Raw genomic sequence first — 23471 nt, 5'->3', positions numbered from 1 at the left:
AGGCGAACCCACAAGCGTGCGTTCGCCCCTGCCGCGACTATCGCAACAGCTCCAGGTGCAGGCCGGCGGTCCTGCTGTCGCCCAGTTCCAGCCGCGACGCCCTGACGCCAGCGGCCACCAGCGCCTGGCGCCAGGCTTCGGCGGAGCTGCCCGAGAGGCTGATGCGGGAGGTGGTGTCGAGGTTAAGGCCCCGTGATATCAGGGTGATCCAGGTGGCCTGCGGCTCAGCGGGCAACTTCGGCAGGTCGAGCTTGCCGGTGTCGCGCAACTCGCGCGCCAGGGTCGCCGAGGTCGGCAGCAACTCGCCCAGCGGCGCGTTCGCGGCAAACTGCTCGACATGCAGGTAGGCCCGCCGATTGCCGCGGGTGATGCTGTACAGGACCATCAGCGAATCATCCTGGGGCGCCGCCAGGCGCAACAGCAGATAGGCTTGCTGATCATCGGCCCCGGACAGCAGCGGGTTGCCGAAGACCTCGTTGGCCCACAGGCTGTTCTCGCCGCAATCGCGGGCCTGGCACCAGAACAGCAACTGCGCGCCCTCCTTCTGCAAGGCCTCGCGCGCCGCGGTAAAGGCCTCGTTGGCCGAGTGTTCCGGCGGCAGCTCGTAGGTCACCGAGGTCATCTGCCCGCGGGCATTGACCTGGCCCTCGCTGCGCAACCGGTTGCTGATCTTGCGGATCGAGCCCTGTGGATAAATGCGCTCCAGCTCCGTCGGGGCCCGGTAGTCGACGATCTGCGCGTCGGCCAGGCGCGGCACCAGCGGCAGGTCATGACTGCCGGGTACGTCGGCGGCCAGCAGCACGCCACTGAAACAGGCCAGGCCGAGCGCCCCGGCCAGGGTTGTGGATAACTTCATCGGATCGGCAGCGCCTGAACATGGGGCACGGATGCCGGGACGGGACGACACGAAGTCGCGGCGTTAGCGAGGTCTGGCATGGTTGTCTCCCTTTCAACCCGCCAAGCCTCGACAGTTGCCGGGCGCAAGTCAAGGCATGGCGAAGAAGCGATTGAAACAGTCTGCAACAAGGGCCGCCCCGGCCTCGTCGTTCAGGTGCAAGTGATGACCGCCGGGCAGCACCTGTTGCTTGAAGGGTAGCTGCTCCAGCAGGCTGCGGTGCTGGGCCAGCATGCCGTCCGCGGCCACCACCAGTTGCGCCGGGCACGCCACCCGGCGCACGAAGGCCATGGCCTGCTCCTCGGTCAGGCGCAGGGGCGAGGGCAGGGTCAGACGGTTGTCGCTGCGCCAGGTGTAGCCTCCCGGAACCGGCATCAGGCCACGCTGGGCCAGCAGCTCGGCAGCCTCGCGACTGACCGCCACCAGCCCCTTCATCCGTGCCTCGACGGCCTGGTCCAGGCTCGGGTGCACCGACTTGCGCTTGTCCTGCAGCCGCAACTGTGCCTGCAGGGCCATGCCCAGGCGCTCGGCCGCGCTTTCGCCATTGGCGGTCGGCGGGATCACACCGTCGATCAGCGCCAGGTGCGAAACCCGCTCCGGCAAGGCGCCGGCCAGCACCACCGAGACAATCGCGCCGAGGGAATGCCCGAGCAGGGCGAAACGCTGCCAACCCAGTTGCTCGGCCACCTGCAACACGTCATGCACATAGTCCCAGAGCGCATAACCGGCACCGATCGGGCGATGCCCGGAGTGCCCGTGACCGGCCATGTCGAGAGCGACGATGCGCAGCCCCTTCAGCTTCGGCGCCAGGCGGGCGAAGCTGTTGGCGTTGTCCAGCCAGCCGTGCAGGGCTATCACCGGCAGCCCGTCTTCAGGGCCGAACAGATGGGCCGCCAACTCGATATGCGGCAGGCTCAGGCGCACTTCCTCGACCGCCGTGCTCATGGCTGCCGACCTTCGCCGGCACGCCGCTGCCAGCGGGCGAAGATGTCCTTGAGCAGTTGCGCGGTGTCTTGCGGGCGTTCCAGCGGAAACATGTGGCCTCCCGGCATGCTCAGGGATTCGCCCTGGGGCAGGCGCCCCACGGTGCGGGTGTGATGGCGCATCACCACGCGACTCGAACGGCCGCGGACCACCGCCAACGGCACCTGCAGATGCCGGGCCAGGCCCGGGCTGGTGTGGGGCACGCCGCGATAGATGCGGATTTCGGTGTCCGGATCGAAGCTCAACCGCAGGCGACCGTTCTCGGCACGCAGGCCATGTTGCAGGTAGGCGTCGAAACAGTCCGGGTCGAACCCGCGAAACAGGGTCTTGCCGGCGAAGTACTGGCGAGCCGTTTCCAGGTCGCTGAACTCCTCGCGCCGGCCCAGGGTGCGCCCGGCCGGGGTCAGCCGGTCGATGAAGCCGAAACGCTTGGCCGCGCGGATCACCCACTGGTCGGTGCGGGTCAGCACCGGCGAGTCGAGCATCACCAGCCCCTTGTACAGTTGCGGCCGCCGCAGCGCCGCATGCAAGTGCAGCACGCCACCGAGGGAGTGACCGACGCCCCAGACCGGGCCGGGCTGCCGTTCGAGGTGGTGGATCAGTTCGTCGACCAGGTTGCGCCAGTTGTCGTCCACCGGGAAACGCGGGTCGTGGGCATGCTGTTGCAGATGGGCAACCTCATACTCCGGCGCCAGGGCGGCGAACAGCTTGCCGTAGGTGCCCGAGGGAAAACCGTTGGCGTGGGCGAAGAACACGTGCTGCGACATACCGGAACCATTTCATGAAAAACAGGCGTTCATTGTCGACAGGACGCCCGCCGCCAGCAATGACCGTAACTGCCAGGAATGATGACAGTCCGGTCAAGCCTATGGCGCCGCTCAGCGGCTCGGCGGGGTCTGGCCCAAAGGCACAACGGCCATGGTCAGGCGCGAGACGCAGTTGGTCTTGCCGTCGTCGCTGCTCAGGCGAATGTCCCAGACGTGGGTACTGCGGCCGATGTGGATCGCTTTCGCCACCGCCGTCACGCGCCCGCTGCGCACGCCACGCAGGTGGTTGGCGTTGATTTCCAGGCCCACGCAGTAGTACTGGCTGGTATCGACGCACAGGTAGCTGGCCATCGAACCGACGGTCTCGGCCAACACCACCGAGGCACCGCCATGCAGCAGGCCGAACGGCTGGTGAGTGCGGTGGTCGACCACCATGCTGGCGGTCAGCGACTGGTCGTCGAAGGACTCGAAGCGAATGTCCAGCACTTCGCTGATGGTGTTCTTCGCCGAGGCGTTGAGTTGGTCGATATCTGGAACGGTGCGCCACAAGGCCATCTTGCAATCCCTCTGTTCTTGTTTGTCATTCCTGCCACAGTACCGGTTGCCCGTGCTCGCTCCAGACCTGGAAACGCGGGCCGTAGCGTTGCTCGATCACCGGCCGCCGGATCTTCAGCGTGGGCGTGAGAAAACCGTTTTCAACCGCCCAACTATCTTTCACCACCACCAGCGCGCGCAAGCGCTGATGCTTGTCGAGGGTCTGGTTGACCTCCTCCAGCAGGGCCGCGAGCCCCGCCTGCAGGTTCGCACGCGACGCCTGGGCGGCGCTGGCCGAGAGCACGCAGAGCCCCAGCGGCGCCGGCAGGCCATCGCCGACCACGCAGACCTGCTCGAGCCAGGCATTGGCCGCCAGGCGGTTCTCGATCGGCGCCGGCGCGACATATTTGCCCTTGCTGGTCTTGAAGATCTCCTTGAGCCGTCCGGTCAGGCGCAGGTTGCCACCGGCATCCTGCTCGCCCTTGTCACCGGTACGCAGAAAACCGTCGGCGGTGAGGGCCTCGGCGGTTTTCTGCGGTTCCTTGTAGTAGCCGAGCATGGTCGCCCCGCTGCGTACCAGCACCTCGCCCTGCTCGTCGATACGCACCTCGACGCCCGGGCACGCCTCGCCGATCCATCCCGGCAGATGCCGGCCCACCCGGCAGATATGCGAGTAACCGCTGTTCTCGGTCATGCCATAGACTTCGAGCACCTCAAGCCCCAGGCGCCGATACCAGTGCAACAGCTCACGGGGTACCGGTGCCGCACCGGACAGCGCAATGCGCAGGGCATCGAGCCCCAGCCCGGCCAGCACCTTGTGCCCGATCCGCCGCCCGAGCAGCGGCAGGCGCAACAGGAAATCCAGGCGCGCCGGGGCGACCTTTTCGTAGACGCCCATCTGGAACTTGCTCCAGATCCGCGGCACGCCAAACATCGCCGTAGGCCGCGCACGTCGCAGGTCGACCAGGAAGGTTTCCAGGGTTTCGGCGAAAAATATCGTCTGCCCGGTGAAGATCGACGCCAGCTCGACGAACATCCGCTCGGCCACATGGCACAGTGGCAGGTAGGACAGCACCCGGTCGCCCTCCCCCAGGCCGAACAGGCCGACGGCGTTGTTGGCAGCAAATGACAGCGTCGCGAAGCTGTGCATCACGCCCTTGGGCTGACCGGTGGTACCGGAGGTGTAGATCACCGTCGCCAGTCGTTGCGCGGCGGGTCGCGGATCGTCCTGGATCGGCGGGCAGGCCTGCAGGTCGCTCCAGCGGAAGTCGAACGCCCCCGGCGGACACAGCGGCAGGCTGATGATCGGCAGGCCGGGCCTGACCCCGGCCGACATGCCTGGCCAGTCGTCGAGTTTGCCGATGAACGCCAGCGCGACCTCGGCGTGTTCGAGCACCTGGGCGACGGAGTCCGCGGTCAGGTTGGGGTACAGCGGTACCGAGACATGCCCGGCCATCCAGATCGCCAGGTCGGCAATGATCCAGTGGGCACAGTTCTTCGAAATGATCGCCACATGACTGCCGGGTGGCAGTTCCCGGGACCGCAGCCAGTGGGCCGCACAGCGGGCCTGGTGGCCGACCTCGGACCAGCTCAGCGTCTGGACCTCGCCACCACCGACCGGCTGGACCAGGTATGGCTGCCGGGGATGGCGAGCTTCGCGCTCGTAGAAGACTTCCAGCGGCAAACGAAAAGCGGCAGACATGAGACTCCCTCCCTTTTGTTTTTATTCCGGAGAAAACCAACCAAGCACTTGCTTGGCAGACTATTTCACGGGCGAGTCGCCGCTGCAACCCCAGCCCTTCATGCCAGGGGCCGGACGATGCGAAACGGGGGTGGAATCTGATAGCCGGGTGGCTCGGGCTCGGGTCGAATTCCCGGTTTCCCAGCCCTTTACGAGGCGTTCATGTCGACGATAGGCAATCTCTTGCGAAGCTTCATTCCCTTGCGCGGCCGCCGCACGCCGGCAGGCCAGCCCCCGCCCGCGACCGGGACGGAGCGCTACCGGCAGCCCTGGCCCGGACCATCCCCGGCGTCGGAGCCGTCAAGGATCGAAAGGGACATGACCCTGTTGGGGCTCAAGGATTCGCTGGACTCGGCGCGGGCCTTTCTAGGCGCCAGCCCGACCCTGCGCGCCTATCCCCTTGGCGGCTTGCTCGAGCTGATGGTGGCCAGCAGCCTGCGCTTTCCCAACATCCTGAGCAGTTGGGACGGTGTCCCGCTGGAGGGTGGCGGCCGGGTTTCGCTGCACGTGCAGAAGAAGCTGTTCGACCTGCGGGTGTCGACCACGCTGTCTCCGCCGCTGACCAAGGCCCTGAAGAACTGCGCCCTGAACATCGCGGCCAACCTCGACGGCAGCGCCACGGGACGGCTGCTCGACGATATCGACATTCGCCAGCCGTTCAAGGAATGGAACAAGCATGCGATCTGCCAGGTATTGCGCACCCTGCAGGTGACCAACGTCAACATGACCGGTGCCGACCTGAGTGGCGGCGACCTGGCCGGCGTGCGCTTCTTCGGCCAGTACCACGAGGCGAACTTCATGGCGGCCAACCTCAAGGGCGCCATGCTGTCGAGCGGGTTCAAGGGCAACAACTTCGAACATTGCGACCTGCGCCACGCCATGCTCTCGGGCTATTTCGAGCAGTGCAGCTTCAAGGGCGCGAAGGTCAACGCGGTGACTCTGAGACAGACCCGCAGCGAGCTGAACGGGGCCGTGTTGACCCCGTGAAGGCGTTCAGACGTGACGAACGCCGTTGAGCGTCATGGCCCCGGCCAGCGGCCAGTCCCCTTCCAGTTCCGCCAGGCTGGCGGTATTCATCGGTTGCGGGCTGCGCAGGTGGCCGGCCTCGAGCAGGCTGATCAGGCTGCCGACCAGGGGCTGGTGACTGACCAGCAACAGGTTGTCCGCCGTATCGAGCTGCTCCAGCACGCGGGCCGGATGATTGTCGGGGGTCAGCCAGGGCACGGTGATGATCGGCGGCTCGAAACCCAGCACGTCGCGCACCAGTTGCGCGGTCTGCTGGGCGCGCACATAGGGGCTGGCGTAGATCGCCGCCAGCGGCTGGCCGATCAGGTGCGCGGCACTGCGCAACACCTCCTGGCGCCCGTGGACAGTCAGGTTGCGCTCGGCGTCACTGCTCACCTGGGGCTCGGCCTGCCCATGGCGCAGCACCCAGAGCTTCACAGCCTGGGTTCCTCGTCACGCACCGGATGCGCTGCGGGCGGCACGCTGTGCGGGGCCTCGCCTTCCGGCGCGCGTGGGGCCGGCCAATCGGCGAACGGCCAGGGTTTCTGGTCACTGTGAAAGGTGCCGAAACGGCCGATCTGGGCGAGGAACTGGCTGAGGCTGTCGCCGAAGTTCATCAGGTTGCCACTCGGCGCGCCGTAGAACAGCCGATAGGCCAGCTGGATCAGCACCACCGCGCCGAGGAGGAACTGCGCGACCTGCCAGACCAGCAGGAACACCAGCATCCACAGCACCCGCAGCACGATGGATTCATATTTGGCTTCGTTCATGTCTTGCTCCTGTTGCGTGGACTCAGTTGAAACCGCTGGTGGAAATGAAATCGACGTCGGTCTTCGGCTCGCCGCGCATCAGCAGGGCGATCACCTGCTCAAGCGTGCGGCCCTCGAACAGGATGGCATGCAGGCCGGCCACCAGCGGCATGTAGACGTTCAGTTCTTGGGCCTTGGCCTTGAGCACCTTGAGGGTGTTGACCCCTTCGGCCACCTCGCCCAGGCGGTTGACCGCCTCCTCCAGGCTCAGGCCCTGGCCGAGGGCGAAACCGACCTGGTAGTTGCGACTTTTGGGCGAGGAACAGGTCACGATCAGGTCGCCGACGCCGGCCAGGCCGAGGAAGGTCATCGGGTTGGCCCCCTGACTCACGGCGAACCGGGTCATCTCCGCCAGGGCCCGGGTGATCAGCATGCTCTTGGTGTTCTCGCCCATGCCCAGCGCCACCGCCATGCCGGCGATGATCGCGTAGACGTTCTTCAGCGCACCGCCCAGCTCGACACCAAAGCGGTCGGCACTGGCGTAGACACGGAAGGTGCTGCCGTGCAGGGCCGCCTGGACCCGGCTGCAGAGTGCTTCGTCCTCACTGGCGACCACGGTGGCGGTCAGGGCATGCTCGGCCACTTCACGGGCCAGGTTCGGCCCGGACAACACACCGATCCGCGCCTGCGGGGCAATATCCGCAAGAATTTCGCTCATCAGCTTGAAGGTCTGCGGCTCGATGCCCTTGGTCAGGCTGACCAGCAGCTTGTCGCGCAGACGCTCGGCCTGCTCGGCCAGCACGCTGCGCAGCGCACTGGATGGCAATGCGACGAAGAACAGCTCGCAAGCGTCGAGCGTCGCTGCCAGGTCGGTCACCGGTTCGACCGCCGGGTGGATCCTGATGCCCTTGAGGTAGCGCGGATTCTCGCGATTGACACGAATGGCCTCGGCCTGTTCCGGGTCGCGCATCCATTGGCGCACCCGGTGACCGTTCTCGGCCAGCAGATTGGCCACGGCGGTTCCGAAGCTCCCTCCCCCCAGGACCGCGATAGGGTGCTGTTCAGTCATATGCAATCCGTTTTTACCAATGGCGATGGCCGCATTATACGGAGCCACCGGGCGGCAGCCAGTCCCAAAGCGCATTCGGCACGCGACGCTCTGACGCGAGGATTTTTCCGCTTTCGCAGACGGAATGCAGGCTCTGTGCCATGGCAAACCCGTCCAGCTCGGTTAACATGGGCGGCTATTACCTGCGATCAAGGTTGATCCGTGTCTTCAGGCCCACCCTTTCACCGTTCCTCCGTCCTTCTGGCGCTGCTGTTCAGCACTCCCGTGCTGGCCGACGACCTGTTCCTGGAAAACCAGCCGCTGCCCGAGGTTTTGACCGCCACGCGGCTGAAACAATCCCCGGCGTCGGTCCCCGGCAGCATGACGGTGATCGACAACGAACTGATCAAGGCCAGCGGTGCCCGCGATATCGCCGAACTGCTGCGCCTGGTGCCGGGCATGATGGTCGGCTACACCAACGGCAACCAGGCGGCGATCAACTACCACGGCACCGATGCCAGCAATGCCCGGCGCATGCAGGTCCTGATCGACGGCCGCTCGGTGTATCGCGCAGGCCTGGCGACCGTGGACTGGAGCGACATTCCGGTGGCCATGGAGGATATCGAGCGCATCGAGGTCTTCAGGGGGCCGAACACCGTCAGCTATGGCGCCAATGCGCTGATGGCGGTGGTCAACATCCTGACCAAGTCGCCCGGCAGTACCCACGGTTCGCGGCTCAAGGTCACCCGTGGCGGGCGCGGCATCAATGACTGGTATGCCAGCCAAGGCGTGGGCTGGGACACCGGTGACCTGCGCCTGTCGATGTCCGGCCAGCAGGACGACGGTTTCGACAGCGATCGCATCGGTGCCGACTACCGCGACAGCCGACGCCTGAACCGCTTCAACCTGTCGGTCAGCCAGATGCTCAACGACAGCCAGAGCATCGACTGGCAGTTGAATGCGAAGGAAGGCACCAACCAGCGGCCCTACACCTACAAGGCGGTGTTTCCCGATATCCAGGAGGCCGGCAACAACTCCGACGTGGTGGCCAAGGACTACGCCGGTTCCCTGCGCTGGAACCTCGACCTCAGCCCGCAGCACAGCCTGTACGTACAGGGTTCGGCCCAGCACTGGGACCGCCAGCAGATCTGGCGCGCCTGTGATGCCAAGGTGTCGTTCAGCCCGCAATTGACCCAGTTGTGGCAGCTCAACCCCAACTACGCGGAAAACCTGGCGCGCCACATGACCAGCTACTCGGTCGGCAGCCCACCGCCCGGCAGCGCCAGTGAACAGGCCCTGGCCAACCAGGTACTGGACCAGTGGTTCAACCAGGGCGCCAATCAGTCGGTCTGCGGCGATATCGACCAGAGCACCCGTGAGACCCGCTACGACCTCGAATTGCAGGACACCCTGAGCCTGTCGGACAGCCTGCGCCTGGTCAGCGGCATGAACTATCGTTATGACCGGGCAGATTCCGAAACCTATTTCAACGGCACCCTCGACGACAACACCTGGCGCCTGTTCGGCCAGCTCGAGTGGCGGGCCAGCGAACACTGGCTGCTCCAGGGCGGCGCCATGTACGAATACACGCAACTGACCGGCGACTCGCTGACCCCGCGCTTCGCCGTCAACTACCTGATCAACCCGCGCCATGGCCTGCGCGCGGTGTATTCGGAAGCCATCCGCTCGCCGGACATGTTCGAGAACAACGTCAACTGGAGCTACCGGGTGACCAACCTGGACTCACCGACCTACGGTCAGAACAGCGGCCAGTATTTCGTCAGGACCCGCGGCCCGGGCAACCTCGACAAGGAGCTGATGCGCTCGCGGGAGCTGGGCTACAACGGTTTCTTCGCGGATATCGGGCTGAATCTCGACGTGAAGCTGTTCTACGACGAAATCACCTCGATGGTCAGTACGCCCCTGCGCAACAACCAGTTCATCGCCAGCAATGCCAACAACGCACGCTTCACCGGCAGCGAAACCCAGCTCGACTGGCGCCTGGGCAGCGCCGACCGGCTGCGCCTGACCTACGCCTATGTCGATGTGCAGGCCAGCAATCCTGCCGATGCCCAGTTTACCGCACGCAACAGCGGCTCGGCCGGCTGGATGCGCGACTGGGGCAAGGGCTGGTCAAGCTCGCTGTTCTACTATGGCGACGATGCGATCAACCGGTATCGTTTCGAGCGGGTCGACCTGCGTGTCGCCAAGCGCATTCCCTTGCACAGGGCCAGCCTGGAACTGGCCGGGGTGATGCAGCAGCGTCTGGACAACCAGCCCCTCACCTGGCCCGACAACAACTATGACCAGCGCCAGGTTCTCTACTTCAGCGCCGAGCTGGAATTCTGAGCATGAGCGAGTCAAGGATGACACGGGGCTGCACGAGTTGGCTGCCAAAGCTGGCCGCGTGCCTGCTGGCCCTGCTGGTTTGCCACCCCCTGCCCCAGGCGCGGGCTGCCGATGTGCTGCTCACCGGCGTCGAGGATAGTCCCGGCGTGCAGGGTTTCGCCAGCGCCCTGGCGCAGCAGCGCCCCGAGGACCAGGTGCGCTTCGTGCCTTTCGGCCAACTGCCGCCCCCGAGCAAGCTGCCAGCCGGCACGCGGCTGATCCTGCTCGACCCGCCCAGCCTCGACTGGCGCCTGGCCGACCACCAGGGCCCACCGACCCTGGTGCTGCGCATCAGCCGCCTGCAAGCGCGCCAGCGCCTGGGCGAGCAACAGCCGAGCCAGCTCAGCCTGCTCTGGAGCGACCCGCCGCCCTGGCGGCAACTGCACCTGATCCGCGCCGTGCTGCCACAGGCGCGCCGGGTCGGCGTGCTGTACGACGCGGACAGCGAGTTCCTGCTCGGCGAACTGCGCCAGGCTGCCCGGCCACTGGACCTGGAGATCGTCGCCGAGCGCTGGGACAACACCGCCGACAGCCGCCCGCTGCAGAACCTGTTGCGCAACAGCGATGTGCTGCTGGGGATCGACGATCCGACGCTGTACAACCCCAAGACCGCGAAAAACCTGCTGCTGAGCAGCTATGCCCGGCAACTGGCGCTGATCGGGCCGAACGCCGGCTTCGTCAGGGCCGGCAGCCTGGCCAGCAGCTACAGCGACCAGAACGATTGGCTGGCGATCCTCGACAGCCTGCTCGACAAGCCGCCCTCCAGTTGGCCGCGCGCACTCTATCCACCACGGTTCAAGGTACTGAGCAATCCACAGGTTGCCCGCTCGCTGAGCCTCGAGGTGATCGACGAAGCGTCCGTCGCCACCCGGCTGGCCGAAGGAGAACCCCACCCATGAATCTTCGCCGGCACTGGGGTATCAACGCCCGTACCCAGATGATCAGCCTCGGCCCGGCGCTGTTGCTGACCCTGCTGCTGATCAGTTTCTTTACCTTCGTACGGATTCAGGACCTGCGCCAGGAACTCAACCACACCGGTCAGCTGATCGCCAACCAGTTGGCCCCGGCGACCGAGTACGGCGTCATATCCGGTAACAATGACGTTCTCGAAACCCTGATGAAGGCCAGCCTGACCACCCCGCACGTGCGTTTCCTCGAAGTGCAGGACCGCAGCAACAACATCCTGGTGTATGTCGAGCAACCGGCCGAGAGCCATAGCCGCTCCCAGCAGGTCGAGATTTTCCAGGCACCGGTGCGCCTGCAGCGGATCAAGCTCGACAGCGATTTCCTGCAGGGTACCTACGCCAATCCGACCGTGACCGGCGAGGACTATCTCGGCCGCGTGATCGTCGGCATGTCCAACGGCGCCTTCAACCAGCGCCAGCAGGAAATCCTGCTCAAGGCGGGGATCCTCGCGCTGTTCGCCCTGCTCTTCACCTTCCTGCTGGCCCGCCGCCTGGCGGCCAATCTGTCGCAACCGATCAGCGCCATGGGCCATGCGGTCAAGGCCATCCAGCAGGGCGACTACAAGACCCCGCTGCCAGTGCCGGATGACACCGAACTGGGTGATCTGGCACGCCATATCAACAACCTCGCCAGCGGCCTCGAACAGGCCAGCCGCGAACAGCACCAGGCCATTGCCCAGTTGATCCAGACCCGCGAGGAAGCGGAACGGGCGAACAACGCCAAGTCCGACTTCCTGGCGATGATGAGCCATGAACTGCGCACACCGATGAACGGCGTGCTGGGCATGCTGCAACTGCTCGAAACCACGGACATGAGCGAGGAACAGGCCGAATATGCGGCGCTGGCTTCGGAATCCACCGAGCACCTGCTCAAGGTCATCAACGACATTCTCGACTTCTCGCGGATCGAGCGTTCGGCACTGGAGCTGGAACACATCCCGTTCGGCCTCGGCGAACTGATCAGCAGTTGCGTCCAGGCCTTCCAGCACAGCGCCGTGCAACGCGGCCTGCAGTTGAACCTGCAGTTCCCGCCGGGCCTGGAGCGGCTGCAGGTCAAGGGCGACCCGACACGGATCCGGCAGATCCTGGTCAACCTAGTGGGCAACGCGCTGAAATTCACCGAGCACGGCAGCGTCAGCATCGAACCGGCCTGGCAGAGCCTGGATGACGAGGTGATCTGGTTCAGTTGCACGGTACGCGACAGCGGCATCGGCATTTCCGCCGAACGCCTGGAACTGATGTTCAACGCATTCCAGCAGGCCGACAGCTCGATTTCCCGGCGCTATGGCGGCACCGGCCTGGGCCTGCCGATCGCCCGGACCCTGGCCGAACGCATGGGCGGCACCCTCCACGCGCGCAGCGAAGAGGGCCAGGGCTCGGTGTTCACCCTGGAAATCCCGCTGGCCCTGCACCGCGTGGCCGAACCGGAAAACCTGCCACAGTTGCTGGCCGGGCACGGCGAAGGACGCAAGGTGATGCTGGTCGAGGACAACCCGGTAAACCAGACGGTGATCGAAGCCATGTTGCGCAGCCTGGGCTTCGAGGTCAGCCTGGCCCATGACGGTGTCGAGGCGGTCGAGAAGGTCAGGAACGGCAGTTTCGCCGCCATTCTGATGGACTGCCGGCTACCGCTCGTCGACGGCTACGAGGCCACCCGGCAGATCCGCCAGCTCCACGACGCCGCCCGATTGCCGATCATCGCCCTGACCGCGAATGCCCTGCAGGGCGACCGCGAACAGTGCCTGCAGGCGGGGATGAACGATTATCTGGCCAAGCCCTTCAAACGCACCGATCTGCAGCAGATTCTGCAGCGCTGGGTGCCCTGAATACGACGTGCGACTGGCGTGAAAGGCGAAAGTGCGGCAGTCTTAGGCACCCGAACGAGCCGTGAGAGCGGCTTGATTTAAAATTTCAGTGCACAAGTGTACATTCATGTCCCTTGTGCTGTGACTTTCACTACAACGCAATAGTCTATGAGTAGGCTGTCGATTCGAGGCATGAGGGCTTCGATCGGCCGGGAAGCTACACCCCACCCTGCCGCATGGAACTATTGAGGAGCTCGCATGACCAAACAAAACGCCTTTACCCGGGAAGAACTGCTGCGCTGCAGTCGCGGTGAGCTGTTCGGCCCAGGTAACGCGCAACTGCCCGCCCCGAACATGCTGATGGTGGATCGCATCACCCATATCGGCGAAGAGGGTGGCAAGTACGGCAAGGGTGAATTGGTCGCCGAGCTGGATATCACTCCGGACCTGTGGTTCTTCGCCTGCCACTTCGAAGGCGATCCGGTGATGCCGGGCTGCCTGGGCCTCGACGCCATGTGGCAACTGGTCGGTTTCTTCCTCGGCTGGCAGGGCCTGCCAGGCCGTGGCCGCGCCCTAGGTTCGGGCGAAGTGAAATTCTTCGGCCAGGTACTGCCGACCGCCAAGAAGATCACCTACAACATTCATATCAAGCGCGTCCTCAAAGGCAAGCTGAACATGGCCATCGCCGACGGTTCGGTCAGTGTCGACGGACGCGAAATCTACACTGCCGAAGGCCTACGGGTCGGCGTGTTCACCTCCACTGACAATTTCTAAGGGTTATCCGCATGCGCCGCGTCGTTATCACTGGTCTGGGCATCGTTTCTTGCCTGGGCAATGACAAAGAGACCGTCTCCGCTAACCTGCGTGCAAGCCGCCCTGGCATCCGCTACAACCCGGAATATGCCGAAATGGGTCTGCGTAGCCAGGTTTCCGGCTCCATCGACCTCAACCTCGAAGAACTGATCGACCGCAAGATCTATCGCTTCGTCGGCCACGCGGCGGCCTACGCCTACCTGGCCATGAAGGACGCGATCGCCGACTCCGGCCTGAGCGAAGAGCAGGTCTCCAACCCGCGTACCGGTCTGATCGCCGGTTCCGGCGGCGCGTCGACCCTGAACCAGATGGAAGCGCTGGATACCCTGCGTGAAAAAGGCGTCAAGCGTGTCGGTCCGTACCGCGTGACCCGCACCATGGGCAGCACCGTTTCCGCGTGCCTGGCCACGCCCTTCAAGATCAAGGGCCTGAACTACTCGATCTCCTCCGCCTGCGCCACCAGTGCCCACTGCATCGGTACCGCCATGGAGCAGATCCAGATGGGCAAGCAGGACATCGTCTTCGCCGGTGGCGGTGAAGAAGAGCACTGGAGCCAGTCGTTCCTGTTCGACGCCATGGGCGCCCTGTCCACCCAGTACAACGACACGCCGGAGAAAGCTTCCCGTGCCTACGATGCCAAGCGTGACGGTTTCGTCATCGCCGGCGGTGGCGGCATGGTGGTGGTCGAGGAACTGGAACACGCCCTGGCCCGCGGCGCGAAGATCTACGCCGAAATCGTCGGCTACGGCGCGACCTCCGACGGCTACGACATGGTTGCGCCAAGCGGCGAAGGCGCTGTGCGCTGCATGCAGATGGCGATGTCCACCGTTGACGGCCCGATCGACTACCTGAACACCCACGGCACCTCGACTCCGGTCGGCGACGTCGCGGAAATGAAGGGCGTGCGTGAAGTCTTCGGCGACAAGGCACCGCTGATCAGCTCGACCAAGAGCCTGTCCGGCCACTCCCTGGGCGCTGCCGGCGTACACGAGGCGATCTACTGCCTGCTGATGATGGAAGGCAACTTCATTGCCGGTTCCGCCAACATCGAAGAGCTGGATCCGGAAGTCGCCGACCTGCCGGTACTGACCAAGACTCGCGAAGACGTCAAGCTGAACAACGTGATGAGCAACAGCTTCGGCTTCGGCGGCACCAACGCCACCCTGGTCCTGAAACGCTGGCAGGGCAAGTAAGCCCGGCCTGATCGCGATCTGAAAAACGCCCCGACTGGTTCGGGGCGTTTTTTTTGCCAGTTGCAGCCTCCTCACGGATGCCCGGCACAACCCCTGTGATCCATGTCTTCAGCCCCTGATCACGCCATGCAGCCCGCCTGACGTTCAACCCTGGTGGCAATCAGCAGTTTTGCCTTGGACGAAAGAGTGATATCAACCCCCTGAGAAGCCCGATGCCTGTGCCAGGATGGTTCCGGCCACGAAATAAGCTGAACACCGTCACAACGCCGTGCTCTATTAAGGTTAGAAGGGTTTTCCCACCACTGTCTCCAGGAGGTTCATCATGACCATCACCATCAACACCGAATCCAGCGAAGGTTTTCGCCATAGTGTGCAGATCGATGATCACCAGTTGTTCACCGATGTGCCCAAAAGCGTGGGCGGCGAAGGCTCCGCACCGGAACCCCACGACTACTTCGACACGGCACTGGGTACCTGCAAGGCACTGACGCTCAAGCTGTATGCACAGAAGAAAGGCATCCCGCTGACCGGCGTCACCGTCGAGGTCAAGCGTGACAGCAGCCAGGAGCAGAAAGGCAAGTATGGCCTGCAGGTCAAGCTGACCCTCAAGGGCGTGTTGAGCGACGCCCAGCGCGAGGAGTTGCACAAGGTCGCCGACCGCTGCCCGATTCACAAACTGATGACCAGCACCGACGTCAGCATCGAGACCCTGCTGGCCGAAGGGGCCTTCAGCCAGTAGGGGCAACACCGCAAAAGCGGGTTATGCTTTGCGCATTACCCGCCCAGCCTGGAACCCCCATGAGTACACCGTTGGTGATTCGTCCCCGTGCCGAGGATGTCGAAGGTCAACCGATCCTGCGCCCCCTGCCCTCGGCTCAGTGCCGCAGTGTCGGCCCCTTCGTGTTTTTCGATCACATGCTGGAGACCCGCTACCCACCGGGCAGCGGCATGGATATCCGGCAGCACCCGCATATCGGTCTGTCGACCCTGACCTATCTGTTCGAAGGCCAGTTGCAGCACAAGGACAGCCTGGGTTCCGACCAGCGGGTCGGCCCCGGCGAAGTGAGCTGGATGACTGCCGGCAGCGCCATTGCCCATGTCGAGCGTACCCCGGCCGAGCTGACCGCCAGTGGCTCCGTGCTGCATGGCCTGCAGGTCTGGCTGGCTTCGCCCAGGGAGCATGAACAGGGAGCTGGCCACTACAGCCATCACCCCGCCGCCAGCCTGCCGACCAGCGAGAACCTGGGGGTCAGGATCCGCCTGATTGCCGGCACTGGCTTCTGCCTGACGTCACCGGTACCGGTGCTGTCGCCAACGGTCTATGCCGAGGTGCTGATGGAGCCGGCGACCACCCTGCGGGTACCCGATGAGCATGAGGAACGGGCGCTGTATGTGCTGAAGGGCGATGTGGAGCTGGATGGCGAACGCCTGGAGCCGCTCAGCCTGGTGGTTCTGTCCCGCGGCGAAAGCCCGACGCTGGCGGCCGAAGGCGAGGTGCACCTGGTTCTGATCGGTGGCGCACCGCTGGACGGGCCGAGAAGAATGAACTGGAACTTCGTGGCCAGCGATCCGGTACTGATCGACCAGGCCCGTGCGCGCTGGGCCGCCGGGGACTGGCCGCGGGTGCCGGGGGAAAATGGGCGTATCGAGTTACCCGTACGGCCTTAGAGCCTCTGGCGCTCCGGCAGTGCTCTCAAGACCGCGCCAACCGGAAAGCCTGTGGGGGCAGGATTCATCCGCGAAGCGTTCAGCGACCTTGAGGGGTCTATCGCGGATAAATCCGGCGCCACAGGGACGGCTCGTGCTCTAGAAAGACAGAGGCCTCAGCCCGCGAACACTTCTTCCAGCAGGTTGTGCATGGCGGTGAAGGACCGGCAGGCGGTCTTCGCGTCATACATCATCTTGCCCGGCACATTGGCATGCGGATCGGTGAACGAATGCACCGCGCCGCCGTAGCTGAGCAGTTGCCAGTCGACCCCGGCGGCATTCATTTCCTCTTCGAAGGCCGGCAGTTGCTCGCGCGGCACCAGCGGATCGGACGCGCCATGCAGCACCAGCACCGAGCCCTTGATGTTGTGGGCATCCGCCGGGTTGGGCGTGTCCAGCGTACCGTGGAAGGAGACGGCGGCCTTCAGCGGCGCACCGGTACGGGCCAGTTCCAGCGAGCAGCAGCCGCCGAAGCAGAAACCGAAGGTGGCCAGCTTCGAGCTGTCGACCGGCGCCAGGACCTGCCCCTGCAGCGCTTCGAACGCGGCCTGCATGCGCTTGCGCAGCTCGGCCCGATCGTTCTTCAGCGGCATCATCGCCGCACCGGCTTCATCGCCGTTCTGCGGACGTACCGACTGGCCGTAGAGGTCGGCGACCAACACCACATAACCCTTGGCCGCCACCGACTGGGCGATCTTTTCCGCACCGGCGCTGACGCCCATCCAGTTCGGCGCCATCAGCAGGCCCGCACGCGCGCCCTTGTGGCTGGCATCGAAGGCCAGGCGACCTTCATAGGACTGGCCATCGACCTGATAGACCACGGAACTGACAGTGATTTGGCTCATTACATACTCCGTAAGGACATCCCAAAAATGAAAAACCCGCCGAAGCGGGTTTTTCTACAGCGTTATCAGACCGACAGCTCAACCAGCAGCTTGTTCAGTCGGCGCACGTAGGCCGCCGGGTCCTTCAGGCTGTCGCCGGCCGCCAGGGCCGCCTGGTCGAGCAGGATGTGCGACAGGTCGCCAAAACGGTCTTCATCCGGCTCGGCGTCGAGCTTCTCGATCAGCGGATGGCTCGGGTTGAATTCGAAGATCGGCTTGGAATCCGGCACCTTCTGCCCGCTGGCCTCGAGGATCTGGCGCATCTGCAGGCCCAGGTCCTGCTCGCCGATCGCCAGGATAGCCGGCGAATCGGTCAGGCGATGGGAAACCCGCACTTCGCTAACGGCGTCGCCCAAGGCGGTCTTGAGGCGCTCCACCAGGCCTTCCTTGCTCTTGGCAACTTCCTCGGCAGCCTTCTTGTCCTCTTCCGAGTCCAGGTTGCCCAGGTCCAGGTCGCCACGGGCGACGTCGACGAAGCTCTTGCCATCGAATTCGTTGAGGTAGCTCATCAGCCACTCGTCGATACGGTCGGTCAGCAGCAGCACTTCGATGCCTTTCTTGCGGAAGACTTCCAGGTGCGGGCTGTTCTTGACCTGAGCGTAGGTTTCGCCGGTGAGGTAGTAGATCTTGTCCTGACCTTCCTTGGCACGCGCCAGGTACTCGGCCAGCGACACAACCTGCTCGCCGTCGTCGCCGTGAGTCGAGGCGAAACGCAGCAGGCCGGCAATTTTTTCCTTGTTGGCGAAGTCTTCGGCCGGACCTTCCTTCATGACCTGGCCGAAGTTCTTCCAGAAGCCCTTGTACTGCTCAGGCTCGTTCTTCGCCAGTTTTTCCAGCATGTCGAGAACACGCTTGGTCAGTGCCGACTTCATCGAATCGATGATCGGGTCTTTCTGCAGGATTTCCCGCGAAACGTTCAGGGACAGGTCATTCGAATCGACCACACCCTTGATGAAACGCAGGTACAGCGGCAGGAAGGATTCGGCCTGGTCCATGACGAATACGCGCTGCACGTAGAGTTTGAGGCCCTTCGGCGCTTCACGCTGGTACAGGTCGAACGGCGCACGGGCCGGCACGTAAAGCAGCGAGTTGTATTCCAGCTTGCCTTCGACCTTGTTGTGGCTCCAGCTCAGCGGGTTCTCATAGTCATGGGCGATGTGCTTGTAGAACTCCTGGTACTCCTCGTCCTTGACCTCGGTACGCGGACGGGTCCACAGGGCGCTGGCGCGGTTGACGGTTTCCCACTCCTGCGCCGGCTTCTCTTCGCCTTCGGCGGCCGCGGCTTCCTTCGGCAGTTCGATCGGCAGGGCGATGTGGTCGGAGTACTTCTTGATGATGTTGCGCAGGCGCCAGCCGTCGGCGAACTCTTCCTCACCGGACTTCAGGTGCAGGACGATACGGGTACCACGGTCGGCCTTGTCGATAGTGGCGACTTCGAACTCGCCCTCGCCCTTCGACGACCAGTGCACACCTTCACTGGCCGCAAGGCCTGCACGGCGGCTGAAGACTTCGACCTGCTCGGCGACGATGAAGGCCGAGTAGAAGCCCACGCCGAACTGACCGATCAGGTGCGAGTCCTTCTTCTGGTCGCCGGAGAGGTTTTTCATGAAGTCGGCAGTGCCGGATTTGGCGATGGTCCCCAGGTGGGTGATCACATCGTCACGGCTCATGCCGATACCGTTGTCTTCGAGGGTGACGGTCTTGGCGTCCTTGTCGAAGCTCACACGGATTTTCAGTTCGGCGCCACCTTCCAGCAACTCGGGCTTGGACAGGGCTTCGAAACGCAATTTGTCGACGGCGTCGGAGGCGTTGGAGATCAATTCGCGCAGGAAGATCTCCTTGTTCGAATACAACGAATGGATCATGAGGTGCAGCAATTGCTTCACCTCGGTCTGGAAGCCCAGGGTTTCCTTTTGAGTTTCCACACTCATGGTCATCAAACTCCAATTGGATGGCAATGGCCGCCCATGCAGGCGTTGGCGGCGGGTTGTCATCAAAGTTGGGGACTGCCACGGGGATTTCAAGAGCCCGGTAACGCTTCCTCGATCTTGAAGTGAGCACGGGCGGTGGCGATCGGTTCGGCCTCGGTGCTCTGCCAGGCGGTAACGGCAACGTTCGCCACCCGCCGTCCCTGGCGGCAGACCTGGCACTTGGCATAGGTATCGCGAAACTGCCCGGCCCGCAGGTAGTCGACGGAAAAATCGATGACCTTGGGCACTCCCGGCGAGCCGGTGAACACCAGCAGATGCAACGCCGCCGCCAGCTCCATGAACCCGGCAATGACCCCGCCATGAATCGCCGGCAACAGGGGGTTGCCGATATTGTCCTTGCTGGCCGGCAGGCGGAACAGCAACTCGTCACCCAGGCGCGAGCACTCGATGCCGATCAGCCCGGCATAGGGAATCCGTTGCAGCAGTTGGCCGTAGTCGCCCTGCTGATGGGCCTGCTGGAGTTGCTCCTTGAAATCCTGGCTCATGCCGAATCCCCACTGATCGAACTGCCGAAACTGCGACTGCCCTTGAGGCCCTTGCCCATGCGCATGAAGGTACCGACTACATGGGCGATGGGGTTGGCCGGATCGCCCTGATAGGCATGCCCCCGGGCAAAGATGATGTCACGGGTCACCCGATAGCATTCGGCGTAGCCATGGACATCCTGGCCGGGCTCGGCCGGGTGCATGTAGTCGATGCGCAGGTCGAGAGTCGGACAGACCTCGAACTCCGGCAGCACGCACAGTGTGGCCATGCCACAGGCGGTATCCATCAGCGAACTCAGGGCGCCGCCGTGGATCACGCCGGTCTGCGGATCACCGACGATTCCCGCGCTGTAGGGCAGGATCAGGGTCAGCCCGCGATCGTCGACGCTGTGCAGCCGCAGCCCGAGAACCTGGCAATGCCGGAGGGCACTGAGAAAGCGTGTGGCGCGCTCAAAAACGGCGGTTTGGCTCATGGACGACAATCCTCATCGGGGTACCTGCAGCGACAAACTCTGGGCACTGGAAAAAGTTCCGTGCCTCAAGCACTTATATATCTTTGGAAATAAAGGAACTTAAGCCATCGGCGGGCGTTCAAAAGGCCAGTAGTCACTATTTCCACAAAGGAGCAACACCCCCATGCGTAAGACTTTAGCTATTGCCTTGATGCTGACCGCTTCTCTGGGTCTCGCTGCCTGCGATAAGAAATCCGAGGACAAAGCTCAAGACGCAAACCAACACGCCGAGCAAGCTCAGCAAAAAATGAACGAAGCTCAGGATAAAGTGAACGAGGCCGCCAAGGAAAACGCCGAAGCTGCCAAAGCTCAGGCTGAATCGAACAAGGCGGCGGCCGAAGAAGGTGCCAAGGAAGCGACCGGCTCCTGAGGCTGGAGGCTCGCCGCGCAACGCTCGACAACACCATGAAAAGCCCGCTGAATGCGGGCTTTTTTTCGCCTGCTGATTTCCTCTTCGAGCATTTCCTTTGCCTCAAGGCTTCAGAAAGCGAGGATATTTACCATACGCAGCAGCCTTGAAACATGTTGACATATTGAATGAGCAGTCAGATAATCTAGAGCAATAGGATATAAAGATTCAAAAAATCTTTGGTTTGACTGCCGTACGTAGACTAACCAAGGGAGCACGGACGCGCACTCACTGAAGGCAGTCAACATGACGACCTCGAGCTATTATGGAAAATGGCACGATGGCTGGTACCTTTGTGCCAGCCTGACCACAGCGGTAGTGGTTGCCGCCTTGGCAATACTCGCTATCGAGCCTGACATCACAGGCATACGCAATGTCGCGGTGTTCTCGGCACGTTGCGCCCTCTTCCTGTTCTGTACGGTATTCGCCTGCGGCGCACTCCATACGCTATGGCCGACTCCCCTGACCCAATGGCTCAAACGCAACCGCCGTCACCTGGGTGTAGCCTTCGCAATGGCGCATACCGTGCACCTGTCGGCAGTCGTTGCCTTTGCCATTGAAGCACCGACACTCTTCGATACGGCAAAGCCGCCGTTTGTCTTCAGCATTCTGGGCGCTATCGGCTATCTGTTCATGTATGCAATGGTCGCCACATCCTTTGACCGCACCGCAACCTGGTTGGGACGCCCACTTTGGCAATTACTCCATTGGGTTGGAAGTTACTACCTGTGGTCAATGTTCATTTCAGCATTCACCATCTATACCCTTCACCGCCCCACAATTGAACTTCATGTCATCCTCTGCGTAGGCCTACTGCTTATTGCCTACGGATTACGGATAGCCGTCAGGACCAAGCGTTCACAACTTAAAGTACAGGGCACCGCTGCACACTGAACAGCCCCCTGCTGCCATCAAGTTTTCGCTCGCACCATGGATCAATTTTCGTTATTCGATAATTGCAAGGAGTTTATCTGTGCCTCTTTCCCACAGTTCAAAAAATAGAATCGCCTTGGCAGCCATTTGCCTGGCGTCCTTGATGTTCGGCCTGGAGATATCAAGCGTGCCGGTTATCCTGCCCGGACTGGAAACAGTATTGCAGGCTGACTTCAAACAAATGCAATGGATCATGAACGCTTACACCATTGCCTGTACGACCATCATGATGGCCACTGGAACCCTGGCTGATCGATTTGGCCGTCGTCGTGTTTTTATCATCAGCATCCTGGCCTTTGGTATCACCTCACTGATCTGCGGCCTGGCACAGAACGTGTCGGTACTGATTGCCAGCCGATTCCTGCAGGGGCTGGCCGGCGGCGCCATGCTGATCGCGCAGGTCGCCATCCTGTCCCATCAGTTCCAGGAGGGGCGTGAAAGAAGCAAAGCCTTTGGCGCCTGGGGAATTGTGTTCGGCATGGGCCTGGGCTTCGGCCCGATCATCGGCGGCCTGATCGTAGCCATCTCCAGTTGGCAGTGGGTCTTCCTGGTCCATGTACTGATTGCCGTGGTGACCCTCTTTCTGGTCTTTGCAGGTGTCGAAGAGTCACGAGATCCACAAGCGCGCAAACTGGACAGCCTGGGTATCGTCACGCTGTCGCTGGCAGTCTTCGGCCTGGCCTACTACATCACCCAGGGACCGGATCTCGGGTTTGGCAGTACACAGGCACTCGGCATCCTGGCCGCGACAATCGCCAGTTTCGTGGTGTTCCTTTACGCGGAAAAAAACCATTCCCACCCCATGTTCGACTTCTCGGTATTCAAAATCCGAAATTTCTCAGGTGCCCTGCTGGGATCGATCGGCATGAACTTCAGCTTCTGGCCGTTCATGATCTATCTGCCCATCTATTTCCAGAGCGGGTTGGGCTACGACCCGGTCACCGCCGGCCTGGCACTGCTCGCCTACACCCTGCCGACCCTGGTGTTCCCACCTGTCGGTGAACGGCTGGCCCTTCGCTACCGTCCAGGCGTCGTCATTCCTTGCGGGCTCTTTACCATCGGCCTGGGCTTCATGCTGATGAAATATGGCAGCAGCGTAGAACATGCCAGCTGGTTGACCATGTTGCCTGGTTGTCTCGTGGCCGGTATCGGCCTGGGCATCACCAACACTCCCGTTACCAATACCACGACGGGCTCCGTGGACAGCAGCCGCGCAGGCATGGCGTCCGGCATAGACATGAGCGCCCGGATGATTTCGCTGGCAATCAACATTGCACTGATGGGGCTTATTCTCGCCCAAGCCGTCTATACCCAGTTGAAACAGAATATTCCCGGCAACATCGACGAAGCACAACTGCATGCACTGGCCGAGTCCATTTCCTCCGGAAATACCATTTCCAATACCGTAGCATCATCGACAGCCATACATGACGCTCTCAGTTATGGTTTTGGTGTATTGATGTTATATGGTGGAATTGGCGTTTGGCTGCTGGCAACCTTCAGCCTGGTAATATTTGCACCACAATCAAAACGTTACCTGGCAACCAACCAGTAAACCCTTACAAGAAATAATTTAATAATAAAAGCCTCCCCTTTCATGGCGGAGGCAAACTTATAGCCTGCCTGCCAAAAGCATAAAAGCAAAATAACAAAACAAATAAAC

At 62.7% G+C, this 23471-nt stretch carries 23 protein-coding genes; 11 read left to right on the top strand and 12 right to left on the bottom strand.

From position 1 onward, the window contains the following. Positions 1 to 37: 37 nt before the first annotated feature. From ACM62G_RS19840 to ACM62G_RS19820, 5 genes are all read right to left on the bottom strand, one after another. The gene (locus ACM62G_RS19840; RefSeq protein WP_273825120.1) at positions 38 to 856 is read right to left on the bottom strand and encodes a DUF4892 domain-containing protein; all 819 of its coding nucleotides are present in this window, start codon (positions 854 to 856) and stop codon (positions 38 to 40) included. A gap of 129 nt (positions 857 to 985) precedes the next feature. Beyond that, on the bottom strand, positions 986 to 1840 hold the full coding sequence (locus ACM62G_RS19835; protein ID WP_273825118.1) for an alpha/beta hydrolase: 855 nt from the start codon (positions 1838 to 1840) through the stop codon (positions 986 to 988). Continuing rightward, on the bottom strand, positions 1837 to 2646 hold the full coding sequence (locus ACM62G_RS19830) for an alpha/beta fold hydrolase (RefSeq protein WP_054058182.1): 810 nt from the start codon (positions 2644 to 2646) through the stop codon (positions 1837 to 1839). The genes ACM62G_RS19835 and ACM62G_RS19830 overlap by 4 nt, the downstream gene beginning before the upstream one ends. 111 nt (positions 2647 to 2757) lie before the next feature. Next, a complete protein-coding gene (locus ACM62G_RS19825) occupies positions 2758 to 3201 on the bottom strand; it encodes a hotdog fold thioesterase (protein ID WP_054058181.1) in 444 nt (147 codons plus the stop codon). A gap of 25 nt (positions 3202 to 3226) precedes the next feature. Next, a complete protein-coding gene (locus ACM62G_RS19820) occupies positions 3227 to 4882 on the bottom strand; it encodes an AMP-binding protein (RefSeq protein WP_419735377.1) in 1656 nt (551 codons plus the stop codon). 357 nt (positions 4883 to 5239) lie between these two features. Here ACM62G_RS19820 and ACM62G_RS19815 point away from each other — a divergent pair, with 357 nt between their 5' ends. Beyond that, a complete protein-coding gene (locus tag ACM62G_RS19815) occupies positions 5240 to 5908 on the top strand; it encodes a pentapeptide repeat-containing protein (RefSeq protein ID WP_054058179.1) in 669 nt (222 codons plus the stop codon). Positions 5909 to 5914: 6 nt separating this feature from the next. Here ACM62G_RS19815 and sixA read toward each other — a convergent pair whose 3' ends face one another. Genes sixA through ACM62G_RS19800 form a run of 3 tightly spaced genes read right to left on the bottom strand, consistent with a single transcriptional unit; the run spans position 5915 to position 7744 of the window. Continuing rightward, a complete protein-coding gene (gene sixA, locus ACM62G_RS19810) occupies positions 5915 to 6364 on the bottom strand; it encodes a phosphohistidine phosphatase SixA (protein WP_054063065.1) in 450 nt (149 codons plus the stop codon). After that, positions 6361 to 6696, bottom strand: a complete 336-nt coding sequence (locus ACM62G_RS19805) for a DUF4389 domain-containing protein (protein ID WP_054058177.1) — start codon at positions 6694 to 6696, stop codon at positions 6361 to 6363. Before ACM62G_RS19805 ends, sixA begins: the two co-directional genes overlap by 4 nt. Before the next feature lie 22 nt (positions 6697 to 6718). Continuing rightward, a complete protein-coding gene (locus ACM62G_RS19800) occupies positions 6719 to 7744 on the bottom strand; it encodes an NAD(P)H-dependent glycerol-3-phosphate dehydrogenase (RefSeq protein WP_273825111.1) in 1026 nt (341 codons plus the stop codon). A gap of 201 nt (positions 7745 to 7945) precedes the next feature. Here ACM62G_RS19800 and ACM62G_RS19795 point away from each other — a divergent pair, with 201 nt between their 5' ends. The 7 genes from ACM62G_RS19795 (at position 7946) to ACM62G_RS19765 (ending at position 16555) form a co-directional block, all read left to right on the top strand. Next, complete coding sequence (locus ACM62G_RS19795) at positions 7946 to 10072, top strand: TonB-dependent receptor plug domain-containing protein (protein ID WP_192842696.1); 2127 nt, start codon at positions 7946 to 7948, stop codon at positions 10070 to 10072. Between the two features lie 17 nt (positions 10073 to 10089). Next, a complete protein-coding gene (locus tag ACM62G_RS19790) occupies positions 10090 to 11010 on the top strand; it encodes an ABC transporter substrate-binding protein (RefSeq protein WP_273825205.1) in 921 nt (306 codons plus the stop codon). Next, positions 11007 to 12902: an ATP-binding protein gene (locus tag ACM62G_RS19785; RefSeq protein ID WP_419735376.1), complete on the top strand. Its 1896-nt coding sequence runs from the start codon at positions 11007 to 11009 to the stop codon at positions 12900 to 12902. Before ACM62G_RS19790 ends, ACM62G_RS19785 begins: the two co-directional genes overlap by 4 nt. A gap of 237 nt (positions 12903 to 13139) precedes the next feature. Continuing rightward, the gene (gene fabA / locus ACM62G_RS19780) at positions 13140 to 13655 is read left to right on the top strand and encodes a 3-hydroxyacyl-[acyl-carrier-protein] dehydratase FabA (protein ID WP_017902714.1); all 516 of its coding nucleotides are present in this window, start codon (positions 13140 to 13142) and stop codon (positions 13653 to 13655) included. A gap of 11 nt (positions 13656 to 13666) precedes the next feature. Further along, a complete protein-coding gene (gene fabB, locus ACM62G_RS19775; RefSeq protein WP_054057159.1) occupies positions 13667 to 14887 on the top strand; it encodes a beta-ketoacyl-ACP synthase I in 1221 nt (406 codons plus the stop codon). Between the two features lie 322 nt (positions 14888 to 15209). Continuing rightward, positions 15210 to 15626, top strand: coding sequence for an OsmC family protein (locus tag ACM62G_RS19770; RefSeq protein WP_054057160.1), 417 nt, complete (start codon positions 15210 to 15212; stop codon positions 15624 to 15626). A 59-nt stretch (positions 15627 to 15685) separates the two neighbouring features. Further along, positions 15686 to 16555: a pirin family protein gene (locus ACM62G_RS19765; RefSeq protein WP_273825108.1), complete on the top strand. Its 870-nt coding sequence runs from the start codon at positions 15686 to 15688 to the stop codon at positions 16553 to 16555. 155 nt (positions 16556 to 16710) lie between these two features. Here ACM62G_RS19765 and ACM62G_RS19760 read toward each other — a convergent pair whose 3' ends face one another. The 4 genes from ACM62G_RS19760 to ACM62G_RS19745 all read right to left on the bottom strand — a co-directional run bounded on the left by ACM62G_RS19760 (position 16711) and on the right by ACM62G_RS19745 (position 20427). Next, positions 16711 to 17439: a dienelactone hydrolase family protein gene (locus ACM62G_RS19760; RefSeq protein ID WP_419735375.1), complete on the bottom strand. Its 729-nt coding sequence runs from the start codon at positions 17437 to 17439 to the stop codon at positions 16711 to 16713. Positions 17440 to 17504: 65 nt separating this feature from the next. Beyond that, entirely contained in the window at positions 17505 to 19409 is a 1905-nt protein-coding gene (gene htpG / locus ACM62G_RS19755) for a molecular chaperone HtpG (RefSeq protein WP_273825106.1), read from the bottom strand. 89 nt (positions 19410 to 19498) lie between these two features. After that, positions 19499 to 19954 (bottom strand): PaaI family thioesterase, encoded by a 456-nt coding sequence (locus ACM62G_RS19750; RefSeq protein ID WP_054057163.1) that lies wholly within the window; start codon positions 19952 to 19954, stop codon positions 19499 to 19501. Next, positions 19951 to 20427 carry a PaaI family thioesterase gene (locus tag ACM62G_RS19745; RefSeq protein WP_054057164.1) on the bottom strand — a complete coding sequence of 159 codons (477 nt, stop codon included), beginning with the start codon at positions 20425 to 20427 and terminating at the stop codon, positions 19951 to 19953. Before ACM62G_RS19745 ends, ACM62G_RS19750 begins: the two co-directional genes overlap by 4 nt. 163 nt (positions 20428 to 20590) lie before the next feature. Between ACM62G_RS19745 and ACM62G_RS19740 the strand changes: the two genes are divergently transcribed. The 3 genes from ACM62G_RS19740 to ACM62G_RS19730 all read left to right on the top strand — a co-directional run bounded on the left by ACM62G_RS19740 (position 20591) and on the right by ACM62G_RS19730 (position 23363). Then, a complete protein-coding gene (locus tag ACM62G_RS19740) occupies positions 20591 to 20836 on the top strand; it encodes a hypothetical protein (RefSeq protein ID WP_273825103.1) in 246 nt (81 codons plus the stop codon). A gap of 285 nt (positions 20837 to 21121) precedes the next feature. Further along, positions 21122 to 21769, top strand: coding sequence for a ferric reductase-like transmembrane domain-containing protein (locus ACM62G_RS19735; RefSeq protein WP_273825101.1), 648 nt, complete (start codon positions 21122 to 21124; stop codon positions 21767 to 21769). A 79-nt stretch (positions 21770 to 21848) separates the two neighbouring features. Next, entirely contained in the window at positions 21849 to 23363 is a 1515-nt protein-coding gene (locus ACM62G_RS19730) for an MFS transporter (protein ID WP_273825099.1), read from the top strand. Positions 23364 to 23471: the final 108 nt, after the last annotated feature.

The sequence above is a fragment of the Pseudomonas sp. COR18 genome (assembly GCF_048568395.1).
Classification (GTDB): Bacteria; Pseudomonadota; Gammaproteobacteria; order Pseudomonadales; family Pseudomonadaceae; genus Aquipseudomonas; species Aquipseudomonas fuscovaginae_B.
This window is presented reverse-complemented; position numbering and strand designations above follow the sequence as displayed.